The organism is Flavobacterium pisciphilum, assembly GCF_020905345.1.
Taxonomy (GTDB): domain Bacteria; phylum Bacteroidota; class Bacteroidia; order Flavobacteriales; family Flavobacteriaceae; genus Flavobacterium; species Flavobacterium pisciphilum.
In genome coordinates, this window is record NZ_JAJJMO010000001.1 from 1,106,665 (window position 1) to 1,124,011 (window position 17,347).

Annotated in this window: 14 protein-coding genes, 1 other RNA gene and 1 pseudogene; 7 read left to right on the forward strand and 9 right to left on the reverse strand. The window is 31.9% G+C overall.

All coding sequences use genetic code 11. From position 1 onward, the window contains the following. The first annotated feature begins 157 nt into the window (after positions 1-157). The gene (locus LNQ49_RS04160) at positions 158-2,563 is read left to right on the forward strand and encodes an alpha-ketoacid dehydrogenase subunit alpha/beta (RefSeq protein WP_229987460.1); all 2,406 of its coding nucleotides are present in this window, start codon (positions 158-160) and stop codon (positions 2,561-2,563) included. Positions 2,564-2,720: 157 nt separating this feature from the next. Here LNQ49_RS04160 and kdsB read toward each other — a convergent pair whose 3' ends face one another. Continuing rightward, on the reverse strand, positions 2,721-3,455 hold the full coding sequence (gene kdsB, locus LNQ49_RS04165; protein WP_229987461.1) for a 3-deoxy-manno-octulosonate cytidylyltransferase: 735 nt from the start codon (positions 3,453-3,455) through the stop codon (positions 2,721-2,723). 146 nt (positions 3,456-3,601) lie between these two features. Here kdsB and LNQ49_RS04170 point away from each other — a divergent pair, with 146 nt between their 5' ends. After that, positions 3,602-4,921 (forward strand): outer membrane protein assembly factor BamB family protein, encoded by a 1,320-nt coding sequence (locus LNQ49_RS04170; RefSeq protein WP_229987462.1) that lies wholly within the window; start codon positions 3,602-3,604, stop codon positions 4,919-4,921. Between the two features lie 273 nt (positions 4,922-5,194). Here the strand turns inward: LNQ49_RS04170 and LNQ49_RS04175 are convergent. Next, positions 5,195-5,395 (reverse strand): annotated as a pseudogene (locus LNQ49_RS04175) (4,5-DOPA-extradiol-dioxygenase); the annotation flags it as partial. A 26-nt stretch (positions 5,396-5,421) separates the two neighbouring features. Continuing rightward, positions 5,422-6,846 carry an ATP-dependent DNA helicase gene (locus tag LNQ49_RS04180; protein WP_229987463.1) on the reverse strand — a complete coding sequence of 475 codons (1,425 nt, stop codon included), beginning with the start codon at positions 6,844-6,846 and terminating at the stop codon, positions 5,422-5,424. 153 nt (positions 6,847-6,999) lie between these two features. Here LNQ49_RS04180 and LNQ49_RS04185 point away from each other — a divergent pair, with 153 nt between their 5' ends. Next, complete coding sequence (locus tag LNQ49_RS04185) at positions 7,000-7,821, forward strand: DUF3822 family protein (protein WP_229987464.1); 822 nt, start codon at positions 7,000-7,002, stop codon at positions 7,819-7,821. Then, positions 7,818-8,420: an RsmD family RNA methyltransferase gene (locus LNQ49_RS04190; RefSeq protein WP_229987465.1), complete on the forward strand. Its 603-nt coding sequence runs from the start codon at positions 7,818-7,820 to the stop codon at positions 8,418-8,420. The genes LNQ49_RS04185 and LNQ49_RS04190 overlap by 4 nt, the downstream gene beginning before the upstream one ends. Positions 8,421-8,504: 84 nt before the next feature. On the opposite strand, the gene LNQ49_RS04195 is transcribed toward LNQ49_RS04190, so the two are convergent. After that, on the reverse strand, positions 8,505-10,616 hold the full coding sequence (locus LNQ49_RS04195; protein ID WP_229987466.1) for an outer membrane beta-barrel family protein: 2,112 nt from the start codon (positions 10,614-10,616) through the stop codon (positions 8,505-8,507). Between the two features lie 139 nt (positions 10,617-10,755). On the opposite strand from LNQ49_RS04195, the gene LNQ49_RS04200 reads away from it, so the two are divergent. Continuing rightward, positions 10,756-12,117: a sensor histidine kinase gene (locus LNQ49_RS04200; RefSeq protein WP_229987467.1), complete on the forward strand. Its 1,362-nt coding sequence runs from the start codon at positions 10,756-10,758 to the stop codon at positions 12,115-12,117. Between the two features lie 193 nt (positions 12,118-12,310). Next, positions 12,311-13,000, forward strand: a complete 690-nt coding sequence (locus tag LNQ49_RS04205) for a response regulator transcription factor (protein ID WP_229987468.1) — start codon at positions 12,311-12,313, stop codon at positions 12,998-13,000. Here LNQ49_RS04205 and LNQ49_RS04210 read toward each other — a convergent pair. Then, positions 12,997-13,929, reverse strand: a complete 933-nt coding sequence (locus LNQ49_RS04210) for a ketopantoate reductase family protein (protein WP_229987469.1) — start codon at positions 13,927-13,929, stop codon at positions 12,997-12,999. The genes LNQ49_RS04205 and LNQ49_RS04210 overlap by 4 nt on opposite strands. 202 nt (positions 13,930-14,131) lie before the next feature. Beyond that, positions 14,132-14,457: RNase P RNA component class A (gene rnpB, locus LNQ49_RS04215), an RNA gene on the reverse strand. A 122-nt stretch (positions 14,458-14,579) separates the two neighbouring features. On the opposite strand from rnpB, the gene LNQ49_RS04220 reads away from it, so the two are divergent. Continuing rightward, entirely contained in the window at positions 14,580-14,873 is a 294-nt protein-coding gene (locus LNQ49_RS04220; RefSeq protein ID WP_229987470.1) for an SH3 domain-containing protein, read from the forward strand. Positions 14,874-15,228: 355 nt separating this feature from the next. Here the strand turns inward: LNQ49_RS04220 and LNQ49_RS04225 are convergent, their stop codons facing one another. From LNQ49_RS04225 to LNQ49_RS04235, 3 genes are all read right to left on the reverse strand, one after another. After that, positions 15,229-15,573, reverse strand: a complete 345-nt coding sequence (locus tag LNQ49_RS04225) for a hypothetical protein (protein WP_229987471.1) — start codon at positions 15,571-15,573, stop codon at positions 15,229-15,231. A gap of 683 nt (positions 15,574-16,256) precedes the next feature. Continuing rightward, positions 16,257-16,628 (reverse strand): LysM peptidoglycan-binding domain-containing protein, encoded by a 372-nt coding sequence (locus LNQ49_RS04230; protein ID WP_229987472.1) that lies wholly within the window; start codon positions 16,626-16,628, stop codon positions 16,257-16,259. Positions 16,629-16,636: 8 nt separating this feature from the next. Beyond that, entirely contained in the window at positions 16,637-17,116 is a 480-nt protein-coding gene (locus LNQ49_RS04235) for a BON domain-containing protein (RefSeq protein WP_229987473.1), read from the reverse strand. Positions 17,117-17,347 lie beyond the last annotated feature (231 nt).

The window sequence follows — 17,347 nt, forward strand, 5'->3', positions numbered from 1 at the left end:
TTATCACAAAATTACACAAAACAATAAAAATACCATAAAAAAAGCATCCTGTAATACCCATTTAAATACAGATAATTAAATTATATTTTTTTTAACGAATTATGATAATTGCTACTTTTTAAGTAATTTTGTGACCTAACATGACCCTTTCCAGATTATGATAAAAGAAAAAAACAATACTACACTTACTTTCGAAGATTTCAAAACCGAAGTCTTGAACGACTACAGAATCGCTATAATCAGCAGGGAATGTAGCTTAATAGGTCGTAAAGAAGTATTGACAGGAAAAGCCAAATTTGGAATTTTTGGCGATGGAAAAGAAGTCCCTCAATTAGCGATGGCTAAGGCTTTCAAGAATGGTGACTTCCGCTCAGGATACTACCGCGATCAAACTTTTATGATGGCAATTGGAGAATTAACTCCTAAACAATTTTTTGCTGGTTTATACGGGCATACCGATTTAGATTTTGATCCAATGTCGGCAGGAAGACAAATGGGTGGACACTTTGTTACTCATAGTTTAAATGAAGATGGTTCTTGGAAAGATCTAACTAAACAAAAAAATTCTAGTGCCGATATCTCTCCTACTGCTGGGCAAATGCCAAGATTATTAGGACTTGCTCAGGCATCTAAAATATATAGAAATGTTGATGATATAAAAATCAAAGATAATTTCTCGGTTAATGGTAACGAAATTGCTTGGGGAACTATCGGAAACGCTAGTACATCTGAAGGTTTATTTTTTGAAACCATAAACGCTGCTGGAGTACTTCAAGTACCAATGGTAATGAGTGTTTGGGATGATGAATACGGAATTTCGGTTCACGCAAGACATCAAACTACTAAAGAAAATATTTCTGAAATATTAAAAGGATACCAACGCGACGAAAACTCTAACGGATATGAAATCTTTAGAGTAAAAGGTTGGGATTACGCTGAATTAATAGCTACTTATGAAGAGGCAGCTGCTATTGCACGCGAAAAACATATTCCTGTATTAATTCACGTTAATGAATTAACACAACCTCAAGGACACTCTACTTCTGGTTCTCACGAACGTTATAAGAATGCAGCTCGTCTGGCTTGGGAAAAAGATTTTGACTGTATTCGTCAAATGAAATTATGGATGATTGCTATTAATATTGCATCTCCTGAAGAATTGGATGAAATGGAACTTGAATTGAAAAAAGAAGTTCTTGATGCTAAAAAAGAAGCATGGAGTTCTTTTATAGATCCTATTATTCAAGATCAAAAAGAATTACTTTCTTTATTAGAAAGTATTGCTCCAAAAAGCGCAAACAAAGACCTAATATTAAAACTTACAGCTGACTTAAGCGCTATAAAATCACCACTTAAAAAGGAGATGCTTGCTGTTGCACGTAAAGTATTGCGTTTAATTGTAAATGAAGACTGCAGAACCGAGCTATCAAGCTGGATTACTTCTTACATTGCTACAACTCAAGAAAAATTTAGCAGTAATTTATTCTCTGACTCTGATTTAAATGTTTTCTCTGTTGAGAAGGTACTACCTAAATACGAAGCAAATAGCTTAGACGTTGATGGAAGAATGATTGTAAGAGATAATTTTGATGCTTTGTTTACAAAATATCCTGAAACATTAATCTTTGGAGAAGATGTAGGAAACATTGGTGACGTTAACCAAGGTCTAGAAGGTATGCAAGAAAAATATGGAGAACTTCGTGTTGCCGATGTAGGTATTCGTGAAGCAACCATAATTGGTCAAGGAATCGGAATGGCTTTGAGAGGATTGCGTCCTATTGCTGAAATTCAGTATTTAGATTATTTACTATATGCAATCCAAATCATGAGTGATGATTTGGCTACTTTACAATATAGAACTGTAGGTAAACAAAAAGCACCATTAATCGTTAGAACACGTGGTCACCGTTTAGAGGGTATCTGGCATTCGGGTTCACCGATGGGAATGATTATAAATGCTATCCGCGGAATTCATGTATTAGTACCAAGAAACATGACTCAAGCAGCTGGATTCTACAATACTTTATTAGAATGTGACGAGCCTGCTCTTGTAATCGAATGTTTAAACGGATATAGATTAAAAGAAAAAGCACCAAGCAACTATGGAGAATTCAAAACTCCGATTGGGGTTATTGAAACGCTAAGAGAAGGTAAAGATATTACCCTTGTTTCATACGGTTCAACGTTACGATTAGTAGAACAAGCAGCTACTGAATTATTACAAGCTGGTATCGATTGTGAAGTTATCGATTTACAATCTCTACTTCCTTTTGATGTTAATCAAGACATTGTAAAAAGTATCGCAAAAACTAATCGCTTATTAGTAATCGACGAAGATTTACCAGGTGGGGCTTCTGCTTTTATCTTGCAACAAATTGTTGAGCAACAAGACGCCTATTTACATTTAGATAGCAAACCACAAACATTAACTGCTAAAGCTCACAGACCTGCTTATGGTACTGATGGAGATTACTTTTCTAAGCCTTCTACTGAAGATATTTATGAAAAAGTATACAGCATGATGAATGAGGTAAATCCATCGAAATATCCTAATTTATACTAAGAATTTAGTTTCGATTTAAATATAAAAAAAGCTCCAAATTTGGAGCTTTTTTATTTTTTATCAATTTATATTTTTCATTTGTCCGCAAAAGCTACTATAACTTCTTCTTCGTTTAAACAATAAAAAAGAATTCAAAAACAGTAACTAAATCAGTTTGCTACTTCGAATTCAATAATACTTTTGCTCTTTCTAAATCTTCTGGAGTGTCTATACCTATTCCCACATGAGTAGTTTCAACCATTCTAATACGCTTTCCAAACTCAAGGTAACGCAATTGTTCCAACTTCTCTGAAGCTTCAAGAGATTTCATAGGAAGGCTGTAAAAATCTAATAAAGCCTGTTTTCTAAAAGCATAAATTCCGATATGCTGAAAATAACGAACACCTACATCTTTATCTCTAGGATATGGGATTACTGAACGAGAAAAATACAAAGCAAATCCGCTTTGATCTACCACAACTTTTACATTATTTGGGTTATTTATTTCTGCTTCATCTTTGATTTCACGCATTAAAGATGCCAAATCAACTTTTTTATCCAAGTCATTTCTAAACACTTCAATAACCTTTGCCAATGGTTCTGCATCAATAAAAGGCTCGTCACCTTGAACATTAACTACAATATCAACATCTAAACTTTGTATCGCCTCGGCAATCCTATCACTTCCCGATTCATGCTCTTTGACACTCATTATAGCTTTTCCTCCATTCGAGACAATTTCATCGAATATAATATCAGAATCAGTCACAACAAATACATCATCAAACAAGTTGGTTTGCATTGCAGCTTGATACGTTCTTAAGATTACTGTTTTGCCTCCCAAATCTTGCATCAATTTCGCTGGAAATCTTGTAGAAGCGTAACGTGCGGGAATAACTGCTATTATTTTCATTTTTGATAGTATTATTAAAGTTCAATCCTAAAAACAAATATACCTATTCACAATCAGGTTTTAAAAAATTATTTATAACATATTTCCTAAATAATTAAACTTTAATGTATTATAAAATATTTATTTTTATAAGAAAAAATAAATACATGAAAAGATCATTAGCACTTCTCCCTCTCTATTTCTTTTTAGCTATACATAGCTCATTTGCACAAAAAAATGAAGCATCAATTATAAACTCTTTCTCAGATAGAATTTTTCCCGGTCATGGTTATCTGCCATTAGGAGATATAAAATGGAAATTTAAAACTGATGGAAAAATCTTTTCTTCGCCAATAGCAAAAAATGGAATTATATTTATTGGCAGTGAAGATGGATATCTGTATGCTATTGAGGAAAAGTCTGGAAATCTAAAATGGAAGTTTAAAACTAATGGAGCTGTTCATAGCTCACCAAGTATCTACGAAAACACAATCTATTTTGGTAGTTTTGATGGTTATTATTATGCCGTAAATACTAAAACAGGAAAACAAATTTGGAAATTCAAAACTGGAGGCGAAAACTGGTACAGAGAGACTGGAGTTGAGGGGGAAATGGACAATTTATGGGATTATTTTTTATCATCACCTGTAATTTACAAAGACGACAAACAAGCCTCAATTCTTTTTGGAAGTAGCGATGGGAACGTATATTCACTTGATGCAAAAAAAGGAAGCCTAAACTGGAAATTTAAAACCGATGGCCCGATTCATAGCACACCAGTTATAGATAAAAACATATTGTATATTGGCGGATGGGATGCTAATTTATATGCTATCAATTGCACTACAGGAAAAGAAAAATGGAAGTTTTCAACAAGTACTAAAATAGGATTCAAAGGAATTCAATCGTCTGTTGCTGTTGCTGATGGAATGGTCTATTTTGGAGCTAGAGACCCTTACCTTTTTGCTTTAGACTCAGAAACAGGAAAGGAAATTTGGAGATATGATGCCGAAAATTCATGGATTCTTAGCTCGGCAGTACTATTAAACAACATTCTATATGTAGGTACTTCAGACACCTATGCGTTACTTGCATTAGATTCTAAAACTGGAAAAGAACTCTATCGCTTTAAAACCAATGGATACGTATATTCATCGCCTGCAATTGCTGGAAACACTATTTATTTTGGAGACTTTACAGGTAACTTCTTTTCTCTAGATATCCTTTCGGCGGGCAAAATATCAAAGCTTATAAGTACAGATGCAAGAAAAAAACATGCTGGCGAAATACTAAAAAACGATGAGCTAGATTTTATTTACGCAGCCAAAGGCTCAGATTTATCCCAATATAAGGAGAGCAAAAAAGTGATGGATGAATTCTATAAACTTGGACCGATTGTTTCTTCTCCATTCATTAGCAACAATACTGTTTATTTTGGAAGTGCCGATGGGTATTTTTATGCAATTGGCTTAACTTCTTCATATTAAAATTATTTTAGCATGGAATTAAAATCAACCGTAAAGGATGAAAATATTGTGAGATGTAAATTGTGAGATGTCAGATGGAAACTGAGACTGCAAACTGGAAACTAAAATCAACCGCAAAGAACGCAAAGATTTACGCAAGGGACGCAAATACTGTTTTAACAGCAAGATGTAAACTGAGATGAAGACTGGGACTGGAAACTGGAAACTAAAATCAACCGCAAAGAACGCAAAGATTTACGCAAGGGACGCAAATACTGTTTTAACAGCAAGATCCCCTTTGGTATACCAATGTGCCGAAATACACGAAATTGCATTGGGTTGCGGCAATGTCTTCGCTAAGTTTCTAAATCCAGCTACAAACTCATTTTCTTCGATAGCATTCATGGGACTTCCATGCCCTAAAAACAAAACTGGCATTCTATCAGTATTCGAAAAAGTTTGCGAAATAGTATGTAAGTCGTTTAATGTATTCATAATCTAAGCTAAATTTTTCTTATTGATTACTCAACAAAATGTTCATCTTTAAAGCCTATCAGATACAACTTATTTTTTGCTCTTGTCATAGCTGTGTACAGCCAGCGAATGTAATCCCTGTCGATTCCGTTTGGCAAATAAGGCTGCTCAATAAATACCGTATCCCATTGTCCTCCTTGTGATTTATGACAAGTTATTGCATAAGAGAATTTCACTTGTAAACCATTAAAATATTCATTGGCTTTTACTTTTTGGAACTTCTTATACTTTGTAGTTTCACTTTCGTAATCCTTCATTACCTCTTCATACAATCGATTCGATTCTTCGTAGGTCAATGATGGAGACTCGCTTTTAATAGTATCCAACAACAAAACTGTTTCAAAAGGTTTTTGGTTTGGATAATCGACCATTCGTATTTTTACTTTAGCAAATTTAAAACCATATAACTCCTGAATACTGAAGATTTCCAAGATCTCAATAATATCTCCATTGGCAATAAAACCTGCTTCATCTGAATCTTTTAACCAGAAATAATTATTCTTAACCACCATCAAGAAATCTCCCGTAGAAAGATCACTCTCCTTAAATAAGATTTTGGTTCTAATTTGCTCATTGTACTGATTGGCTCTTTTATTAGAACGTACAATAAATGCGGTATCTTCTATACTATAATTACTATAAGCTGAGTTAATCGCATCCTGAATATCGTAACCATCTGTTAATCGTACAATATCCTTGAATTTTTTCACATCAAATCTAAACTCGGTAATAAAGCTCTCTTTTAGCAATTCACGCAATTCAGTAGCATTAAATAATATTCCAGAGTTTTCTTCCTGACGCATTACCTCATCAAGTTCGATATGCTCAATTTCTTTATTATAATGTACACTCAGTGTGTGAATATCAAGGGCTGGACTAATGTCTAAATTTACTGGAGGCAACTGGGCTGTATCTCCCAAAAGAATCATTTTGCAATTGGTTCCCGAATACACATACGAAATCAAATCATCTAATAAAGATCCGTTTTCATATAATTTAGAATCTGAGTTACTATCTGAAATCATCGATGCCTCATCGACGATAAAAATGGTGTTTTTATGTTTATTTTGCTGAATGGTAAACGAAACGCCGCCACCTGAAGCTTTTTTAGGAAAATATATTTTTTTATGAATCGTAAAAGCTGGTTTACTCGAATAATTTGCAATTACCTTAGCTGCGCGACCTGTTGGTGCAAGCAATACATATTTCTTATCAATGTCGATTAAATTATTTACAATCGTCGAAATTACTGTAGTTTTTCCTGTTCCTGCATACCCTTTAAGTACAAAAATAGTCTCATTTGCTGTATCGGTTAAAAATATAGCAATCTTTTGAAAAAAAATATCCTGTTTATATGTAGGAGAAAAAGGAAACTTTCTTTGTAAAAGACTATAAAACAGGGAAGAACTCATAACGATTATTTTAATGTAAAATTATCATCAAATATAGGTATCAAACGCGAGGGAACCACATAAAATCCCAAATGAATAAAAAAAAATTGTAAGTTTGTCATCACGTATAATTCTATCTTGATTCTTAACAAGAATTGAATTCTAAAACCATTTATGCAGTTACAAAATACAAATATAACATCAAAAAAATACAAAAAACTTTCCATTCAGGTTTCCCTGACTGGGCTTTCATTTTGTTGTTTTGATACTTTAAACGATACTATCTTATCTTTGAGTGAGGTTACTTTTGATACGTTTCATAAAACGACCAAAATTGAAGATTTATTTGCTGATGCTTTTAACAAACATCCTGAGCTTAAAGATACTTATGATGAAATAACGGTTATTCATAACAACAATTTGTCAACATTTGTTCCTACTGCCCTTTTTGATGAAAATTTTCTAGGCAGTTATTTACAATATAACACCAAGGTTTTTGAAACCGATTTTTTTGCTTTCGATGTAATTTCTAATTACCAAATGAATGCTGTTTACATTCCGTATGTAAATATCAATAACTTTTTTATTGATCAGTTCGGTTCATTCGAATACAAACATGCTAATAGTATTCTTGCCGAAAAGCTTTTGGATGTATCCAAAAACAATGATGAAAAAACAATGATTGTCAATTTTAATTTTGGCCATTTTGAAATCATTGTAGTGCAAAACAAAAAACTATTATTATTTAATTCTTTTGAATATCAAACTCCTGAGGATTTTATTTATTACTTACTGTTTACCGCAGAACAGCTTAATATGAATCCTGAAATTTTTAAACTTGAATTACTAGGAACGATTTCTGAAGAAGATGATTTTTTTGCAATCGCTTATAAGTATATCCGAAATGTATCCTTGTTTGACGTATCTAATTTAAAAAGAAAAAATTCTTTTACAACAGCTCAAAATCAACAACATTTTATACTTTTTCAATCATGAGAATCATTTCAGGAAAACACAAAGGAAGACGCATTTTTCCACCAAAAAACCTTCCCGTAAGACCTACAACTGACATGTCTAAAGAAGCATTATTTAATGTTTTGAATAACCATTTTAGTTTTGAAGGCTTAAAAATATTAGATTTATTTGCAGGAACTGGTAACATCAGTTATGAGTTTGCTTCTCGTGGATGCACTCCGATTACATCTGTAGATGGTGATTTTGGATGTGTGAAATTCATCAAGCAAATTGCTGCAGAATACGACTTTAATATTGCTGCTACAAAAAGCGATGTTTTTAAATTCTTAGAAAGTAGTAAAACATCTTACGATATTATTTTTGCTGATCCTCCATACGCTATGGATCAAGCTACATTTGAGAAAATTGTAATGCTTGTTTTCGAAAGAGAACTATTGCAAGAAGATGGAATGATGATTATTGAACATTCTAAATACACTAAATTAGATCATTTAAGTAATTTTTCATTCAAGAAAAGTTATGGTGGTTCGTTTTTTAGTTTCTTCGAATTTGATTCATTAGAAGATGAAGAAATAAATAATGAAATCTCTACAAAAAACACTGAAGACGACGAAGGATAATTAAGGAATTAATTACCACAATATAATAAGCCCTCTTGAAATTCAAGAGGGCTTTCTTTTTATTAACTCTTTTCTAGATAAACATTACCTAACTCTATCAGAATCATTTAAGTTTTTTCCTTTAAACTGAGAGTCTTTCATTTTACCAAAAACATACTTCACAGCAATAGAAATTTCATGCCAATCTACTAAATACCTAGCTTTAGAATTTACATGATTAACAACAAACTCTTCTTGCTCAATATTATCATTAAAAATATTATTGCAACTCAATGTACAATCCCAGTTTTTGAAAAAAGTTTTAGAAAGTGCCATGTCTAGGACAAATTTAGTATTTCGTTCAAAGACACCTTTATTCTGTTTTGTCAATCCCCAACCAGTTACAGAAAGTGTAAATCCTTTTGGAAGTTTAAATTGGTTACTTGAATAATAATACAAATAAGGTTTTGAGGCTAGAAACAGAGCGGAGTCCTCTTCTATTTTTTCTAAAATAAAAACCAATGAATTTGTCGTTGTCCAAAATCTATAACTAAAAGGTAGCGTGAAGTCAGCTGAAATTCCTGATTCTCTATCAAAATTGACATCTTTAAAAGTCATTATATTTTGATCTTTATCATAAGTAAAACTATTATAAACGGGATTTGTATTTTGATAATAACTTAACTTTACTGATTTGTCATGATACTGAAAAACTGATGAAATTTCATTGTTTATTGTAGGTTCTAAATTTATATTTCGGGCATATAAAAAGTAAGGATTAATATAGGTTGTTCCCTGACTTAAAGAAGAATAATTAGGCCTAGAAATACTTTTAGAATAATTAAAACTAATGCTTCTTGTACTATCTATCGGAAACGAAAATTCTACTTTTGGAAAAAAATCTGTGTAGTTTTTATCAATTAAAGACTTTAAATCAGTTTTAAATTTCCCATTCACATTAGTATTCTCAACCCTAACTCCAACCGAAAAATCTACTTTGCTAATCTTACCTGACAACTGGCTATATCCAGCTAAATTTTGCTCTTTAAAATCATAATGGCTCAATATGTTTTCATTTTTATCATGATAAAATATATCAAAATCTGACTTTGAATTTGCAGAAGAATATAATCCACCGATTTCAAATTTCATTTCGTTTTTAAACTTTTTCTCAATATCAATTCTTCCTAAAAAAACATCGACTTTGAACTTTTGATCTCGAATTTGTGTCAATCCGAACTCAGTATCATTATAATTATCTTCAACGTTACTGAACAACCCTTGATTAAAAATTGAATGTTGTAAGCCAGTAAAAATCTGTGTATCAATCGACTTTATTTTCTTGGAGTAATTTAAAAATGAATTTACAAAGTCCTTTTTACTACTATTATCACTTAAGGTCAAAACGTAGTTTTCTACCTCGTCTTTTTTATTAAATGTACTTGTATTAATATCAAAAGTATCTTTTTGCAACCTACTATTAATTGTAAACGATAAATAATCATCCTCATTAATTTTATAAAACATGCCACCTCCAAAAACAAATTGTTTCCGCTTTGTATAAGCCTCAACATCATAATCCGAAACAATATTGACATTGGTAATCTGATAATCGATACTATGATTCTCCCAGGGTTGCAGCTGATTATAATTAAAATTAGCTTTCCACTCTAGTTTGTTTTTCTTAAAACTAGAATTAAATCCAAGATAATTATTGTAATCTTTCTTAAAGGAAGCTGTTTCAGACAAAATCGTTTTAAAACCTTCTTTCTTACTAAACTTTCTCGTAATTAAAATTACAGCTCTACCTTCTGCTTCATATTTAGCAGATGGATTCTGAATGATTTCGATATTCTTAATATCATCAACTGAAATAGCATTTAAATCATTCATTCCTACCTTTTGATTATCAATATAAATAAGTGGCGTTCCTTTACCAACAATCGAAATAGTCTCTTTATCAGAACCTATAATGATTCTAGGTAATTTAGATAATAAATCTAGTGTGTTTGGAATAGAATTATAAATAGAATTGGCAACATCAATTTTAATATTACCGTTTTTATTGGTAAATGTTTTTGTCTTAACATCAATAACTACTACTTCTAATTCATTCGGAATGCTATCCTTTGGGGACTTAACTTGTGAATACCCAACTAGAGAGATACAAAAAAACAACACTATGAGAATGATTTTTAAAAGCAAATAAATTTTCATTGTAAACTATAATTTTAGATTGATAGTTTGCAAATGTGCCTCTAAAAAATACCATCGTAAGTTAATCGAAGGTTAATGCAGCGTTAATGCAGAAATTAAAAAATAAAAAACTTATTTTTGAAATGTATTTTTAATAAAAATGAAACAGAGAATCAATCTATTAATCTTTTTTTCGGCTGTCGCTTTAGTGGTCTTGTCTGTTGTACAATGCTATCTGGTAAAAACAACTTATGACTATAAGGTGGCACAATTTCATGCAGAAATCAAGAATGAAATTGCTAATATTACCAATAATTATAGTGATATCGATTCTACCATTGTCAATAAAAAAGAACAGCTTTATAAGCAATTAGCAGAAAACTATATACATGATAAAAAGACAAAATCAGATATTAAAACGGCTTTGCTTCAAAACAAATTTCACAGTGAACTAACTCAAAAATTACAGCAGAAGTTTGAAAGAGACATCCCTAATTTATCCATTGATTTTGCCATAGTACTCAACAAATTCATCATTTATAACAGCTCCAAAAAAGCAGACACCATTTTCTCCGAAAAGCCATTTATAAAAAATAAATTATATGGCAATCTGGCTTCATTAGACAATGCCTTTTTAGTTCGAAATTACGCAAGCACAGCAAGTGTAACAACACAAATGCAAGAGTACAATTTGCTCACTGAAGATTCTATGTATGTTTCTGTCATTGATTGGGAAATGATAATACTAAAAAGAATGAGTATGATTTTATTCTTGTCCTTAGTATCTATTTTAACCTTGATAACTCTTTTTGTAATTGCCCTAAAAGCATTAATAAAGCAAAAAAAAGTAAGTGATATCAAAACAGATTTTATCAATAATATTACACATGAGCTCAAAACTCCGCTCACAACTCTTGCTATATCTACCAAAATACTAGAGCGAAAAGATATTCGTGACAACGAAATTCATTTCACGTCAATTCTTAACACTATTTCACGTCAAAACAACCGTTTACAGAGTTTAATTGACCAAGTGCTGGCTAATTCTCTAGATGAGAATGAAATGGAAATGCAAAAAGAAACCATTATCACCGAGCCATTCTTAAAGGCAATTATTGAAGATTTTAAGATTGCATACCCAAAGGTTACCATTGAAACTCATTTTGCGACAAATGAAACTGTTTTGATATTAGACAAATTTCACCTTACTACTGCTATTTTAAATGTACTCGAAAATGCGGTAAAATATGGTTCAACTACAATTACCATTAAAACAATATTAGACAAAAATCAATTCAATTTAAGCATTCAAGACAACGGAATCGGAATATCTAAAAACAAACATTCCTTACTTTTTGATAAATTCTACCGAGTAGAACAAGGCAATCTACACAATTCAAAAGGACTAGGATTGGGACTTTATTATGTAGACCAAATCATCAAAGCACATCAAGGTTCGATTGCAGTAATGAGCGATTTAGGAAAAGGAGCCAAATTTCACATTAGTTTTCCGTTGAATTAAGTTTTCAGTCACTGTTTCAGTTTTCAGTCGCAAATCTTATAGTCATAAAATATACTTGTCAGTTATGTCGCCTTTAAGCAAAAAAACAGATTTATACGAATCAAACATATTGACACAGCTTTTTTAGATTATTCCATATAAGATTAATGCCAATTCGTGTAATTCGTGGCAAAAAAATATTACAGAAAAAAAAATGAAAAAAATACTTTTAGCCGAAGATGATTCCGATTTTGCAAACGTACTCAAACAGTATCTTGAATTGTATGATTATGAGGTAACTTGGGCAGAGAATGGTCAGGAAGCCTTAATGTTTTTTCAAACGACAACATTCGATATTTGTGTATTTGATGTCATGATGCCTCTTATTGATGGATTTACACTTGCTGAAAAAATCATTAAAATCAATCCCGAAATTCCATTTATCTTCCTGACAGCCAGAAAGCTAAAAGAAGACAAAATTATTGGTTTAAAACTCGGAGCAGACGATTATATCGTAAAACCATTTGAAGCCGAAGAACTTATCTTACGACTAAATAACATATTGAAAAGAAGCCAACAAAAAACGTTTCATTTTGACACATCTGCTGAATTACAAATTGGCACTTATTTGTTCGACACCAAGCGCTTATGTTTAAAAAAAGACAGCATAACACAACAACTTACCGAAAAGGAAGCTGCCCTTATTCATTTCTTCTACACTCATAAAAACCAAATGCTAAAAAGGGAACAAATTCTAAAATCGATTTGGAATAACGATGACTTTTTTTCAGGCAGAAGCATGGACGTTTACATCAGTAAAATTAGGAAATACTTTAAAGACGATTCCCGAATTAGTATTGATAGCATTCGTCATATTGGATTAGAATTTAAAATAACCGATTAGTTACTTTCGTGTTTCGCCAATTTATCCAAAACCATTTGATACGTAGGAGTATCGATTTCATATTTTACCCCTTCATTTACAACAAACGCTGTAAGTGATGAAAGTTCAATTTTTCTTCCAGCCAATACATCACGATGCATAGACGAAGTCGCATCACGAGGTGATTTCTCTAGTTTAATGATTGTTTGCATCACAATATCATTTGGCAAATTCAATCCTTTTACTGCGGCAATCATTGTTATTTCATTTAGCAACGAAACATATAAATTTCTACCAGAGGCACTTTCTAAAATTTCACCAATATTCTGATTTAAATAAGAAGTAGCCGAAGCCAAAGACGAAATAAAAACAAATTTCTCCCAAACTGTATCTTCGATAGCATCTACCAGATAACTTTCGATTTTAGCATTCTGGAAAATAGTTTGTAACGCTTTCATTTTATAAACCGAAGCGCTGTCTGATCCAAAAAACAACTTTTCGTAAATACCTATTTTTTTAATAACTCCAGGTGAAACAATCATTGAAACAATATAAACGCAACCTTGCAGAACTTCGTTGTCAGGAAAAAGGGTGCTAATGCGTTCAGGAGCATCAACGCCATTATATAAAGGCAGAATAACAGTATTCTTAGTAATACACTTTTTTATAGCATCAAGACTTTCTTCAATGTCATAGGTTTTTGTAGCACAAATAAGAAAATCAAGTTTTCCGATTACTTCAGGATCATTTGATACTACACTCGGAAAAACAGTCGTTTCCCCTTCATCAGTACTTATTTTCAAACCAGCTTCAGCAATAACTTCCATTGCTTTTCCACGAGCAATAAAAACAACTTCTACTGCATCAGATCCAGCGTAAGCTTTTGCCAAAAGTCCTCCAAAATAACCACCTACTCCACCCAATCCTAAAATCCCGATTCTTGTTTTCATCCTAATATGTTTTATGCCATAATCAGCTTAATCTACTGCTATTGCACATTATTAATTACCTTTAAAATATGCCATCTGTAATAACAAGTACCAAGAAAAATGAAATTGATAAATAAAACGAAACAAACTTCATTTTGAGTTTTCTGAAATAACTAGAGAAGATACTTTCATGAAAATAAATTGGATACTCTCACAAATATAAAAAAAATGCAGACCTGTAAGCCGGATTCTGTTCTTGTTATTACTAACAATACCTTATCATTTATCTAGACTTACAATTACTCATAAGTTCAAGCTATCTACCCTTCAGCAACGAACGAGAAGCTCTTAAATGCTGATATACTTGATATTTCACCGCATAGAGTTTACCTGGTTTCACTACAGCATTACCTGTACATACTTTCTGTTGCACTTGTCCTAATCCCGATAGTTGTCGGAACCGACGGGTGTTACCCGCTATGCTTCTCTTTGGTGTCCGGACTTTCCTCCCTTTTGATTTCTCAAAACGACGATAAGGCGGTCTGCGTGGCAAATTTAGCGTTTTTATAGGATACTTTCGAACATTACAAAATTTACTTTAACACTCTTTTACAACCTCTTAATTTTAAAATAGTTATCTTTAAACGTTAACCAGTAAAATTTCATTTATCATGATTAGAATGTATCATTACGCAACTGTATCCAAAGCTTTGGATCAATTAAACGAAAAAGGATTTACATATGATTTTAATCTAAATGAAGATGTAATTAAAAAAAATCCCGAAAAATTTGAAATCGTACATGTGTATCGATACGAAGGTGACTCCGATCCTGGAGATGAAGCTGTGGTTTATGGAATAAAATCCACATCTGGCAAAAAAGGTGTTTATGTAGCAGGATTCTCAGCCAATTCTGATTCTGAAACAGCCAAAATATTAAGTGACTTGAGCATAAAAGGAAGATGATTCTCAGGAGCTATTCCTGCTGTCCGCTGTATCTTTTTCTGTTCGTTAAGGCGAACAGAAAAAGATACAGCGGACAGCAGGGCTAAGGTCTTCGTTTTCATAAAAAACTATGGTTAACACAGTATTTCTAAAAGATAAAAACTTCTTAATCCCAAACTATCTTAAGCTACTTTATGTGACACTTCCTTCGTCAGTGTGACAAGATTGAGGTTAAAAATCTGCTTAATCTTCTAAATCTGCGTGCAAAATAACTTTGAACTAATCATTCAAATAAAGAAAAATTATCAAACCACATTGAATCACTTTATGTGACACTTCCTCCGTCAGTGTGACAAGATTGAGAATAAAAATTTGTTTATATTTTATAATCCCTCAACATTTCTTCAGGCACATCATAGCTTGCAGCATACAGAAGTTCTTTATTTTGCTTTTTGAATTCTGAAAACGCTCCCCTGTACCATTTTGGATCAGTTGCTATTGAATTAAACTCTTCAGTAGACATTACATCATAAAACTCACCATGCAACCAAGGTTCAATTCCATTAACTCCAATCTTGAGATTCTCTATTCTATCCAAAACTATTTCAAATTCTGATTCTGAAAAATATTTAATTAATTCAGAATCAAAACCATTACTACGATTTTCGAGCCCATAAAAAACACACTCCTCTAAAAATTTTAATTTTTCAATATGATCCATATTTATTTTTAATTTATCTAATTATTTCATGAGACTTAATCTATTTTTATGTTTTCTGATTACTCTCTTCACATTGACACTTTCATCGTCAAGATAACATAATAAAAAACAAAATCTACTCAATCTCCAAAATCTGCGTGAAAAATAACTTTGAATTAATCATTCAAATAAAGAAAAATTATCAAACCACATTGAATCACTTTATGTGACACTTCCTCCGTCAGTGTGACAAGGTTGAGGATAAAAATCTGCTTAATCTCCTAAATCTGCGTGAAAAATAACTTTGAACTAATCATTCAAATAAAGAAAAATCATCAAACCACATTGAATCACTTTATGTGACACTTCCTTCGTCAGTGTGACAAGATTGAGAATAAAAATCTGCTTAATCTCCTAAATCTGCGTGAAAAATAACTTTGAATTAATCATTCAAATAAAGAAAAATTATCAAACCACATTGAATCACTTTATGTGACACTTCCTTCGTCAGTGTGACAAGATTGAGAATAAAAATCTGCTTAATCTCCTAAATCTGCGTGAAAATTAATTCTGTATCTAATCTTTTATACGAATACCAAATCTCCAAAATATATTAAGACACTTCCTTCGTCAGTGTGGCAAGATTGAGCATAAAAAAAGTCCATCATAAAATGACGGACTTTTAAAACAGCTTATATATTAAATTATGCTGTTGGTATTTTTAATTTCCATCCCACTTGAATCAAGTCAGGATTTTTAATAACATCTTTATTGGCCTCATAGATTGCTTGCCATGAAACACCATGAGCTTTCCCTATTTTTGATAAAGAATCGCCACCTACAACTGTATAATCAGTTGTTGCACCCTCTACAACAGCAATATTCATAACCACATCAGCTGATCTAAAATCAGGGTCTATTTTTCCATAAACAGCCCAAAGTTTTTCTTTATCCTCTGCCGATTTAGCCATACCATCTACATAAAGAACATTATCTTGTTCTCTTACTTGCAAATTAGCAATTCCTAAATTTATTGCTAGATCTGTTAACTCTTTGTATTTATCTTGTAAACTCATAGCATCAATTATTTAATAGTTAACTTATTTTCAACTTTTTTAGGTTTCAATTCTTGTACGCTTTTTATTAAAGCAGGCAATTGGTCTCTTTTAATATTTCCTGAAAGTGTTACCACTCCATCCAAAACTGTAGCACTCACGCCACTATACGTTTTTACTACCTCATTTACAGAAGTATTTAAAACACTATCCGTATTAATTTCTACAGCTGCTGGAGCAACAGTAGGTTCTGGCACGGCAATTTCGCAGTTATTCACCACTGATTTAACCCCTTTAATTCCTTTAATAAGACTTTCAACACTTTGTTTAAAAGCATCATCTTTACATACACCCGAAATAGTAGCTACACCATCCTTCACTGTAACCTCTACTCCTGGAAAGGCACTCACTTTTGCAGCAATCTCTTTTTGAATGTCTGCATCTTTAGGACCACAAGCCACTAATAAAAAAACAAGACCCATTCCTAATAAAATTGATTTAATTTTCATAATACTATTTTTTAAAATTAATTAATCATCTAATTTAACGAATAAATCAATTAAATACTTAAAAAAAAATCCTACAAATTTAATTATTGTTAATTTCTTAAAATTAGTACATAAAAAAAGTCTTGAATTTAAAACTCAAAACTTCATTCATATTTGATAGATTCATACGTACTATGTTTATTAAGAATAAAATTTACTAAATCCATCTTCTCATTGAAATGCATAGAAAAA

Excerpts from the sequence above, each read along its gene's own strand:
- LNQ49_RS04160 (WP_229987460.1), top strand. The coding sequence starts at position 158 with ATGATAAAAGAAAAAAACAATACTACACTTACTTTCGAAGATTTCAAA.
- kdsB (WP_229987461.1), bottom strand. The coding sequence starts at position 3,455 with ATGAAAATAATAGCAGTTATTCCCGCACGTTACGCTTCTACAAGATTT.
- LNQ49_RS04170 (WP_229987462.1), top strand. The coding sequence starts at position 3,602 with ATGAAAAGATCATTAGCACTTCTCCCTCTCTATTTCTTTTTAGCTATA.
- LNQ49_RS04180 (WP_229987463.1), bottom strand. The coding sequence starts at position 6,846 with ATGAGTTCTTCCCTGTTTTATAGTCTTTTACAAAGAAAGTTTCCTTTT.
- LNQ49_RS04185 (WP_229987464.1), top strand. The coding sequence starts at position 7,000 with ATGCAGTTACAAAATACAAATATAACATCAAAAAAATACAAAAAACTT.
- LNQ49_RS04190 (WP_229987465.1), top strand. The coding sequence starts at position 7,818 with ATGAGAATCATTTCAGGAAAACACAAAGGAAGACGCATTTTTCCACCA.
- LNQ49_RS04195 (WP_229987466.1), bottom strand. The coding sequence starts at position 10,616 with ATGAAAATTTATTTGCTTTTAAAAATCATTCTCATAGTGTTGTTTTTT.
- LNQ49_RS04200 (WP_229987467.1), top strand. The coding sequence starts at position 10,756 with ATGAAACAGAGAATCAATCTATTAATCTTTTTTTCGGCTGTCGCTTTA.
- LNQ49_RS04205 (WP_229987468.1), top strand. The coding sequence starts at position 12,311 with ATGAAAAAAATACTTTTAGCCGAAGATGATTCCGATTTTGCAAACGTA.
- LNQ49_RS04210 (WP_229987469.1), bottom strand. The coding sequence starts at position 13,929 with ATGAAAACAAGAATCGGGATTTTAGGATTGGGTGGAGTAGGTGGTTAT.
- LNQ49_RS04220 (WP_229987470.1), top strand. The coding sequence starts at position 14,580 with ATGATTAGAATGTATCATTACGCAACTGTATCCAAAGCTTTGGATCAA.
- LNQ49_RS04225 (WP_229987471.1), bottom strand. The coding sequence starts at position 15,573 with ATGGATCATATTGAAAAATTAAAATTTTTAGAGGAGTGTGTTTTTTAT.
- LNQ49_RS04230 (WP_229987472.1), bottom strand. The coding sequence starts at position 16,628 with ATGAGTTTACAAGATAAATACAAAGAGTTAACAGATCTAGCAATAAAT.
- LNQ49_RS04235 (WP_229987473.1), bottom strand. The coding sequence starts at position 17,116 with ATGAAAATTAAATCAATTTTATTAGGAATGGGTCTTGTTTTTTTATTA.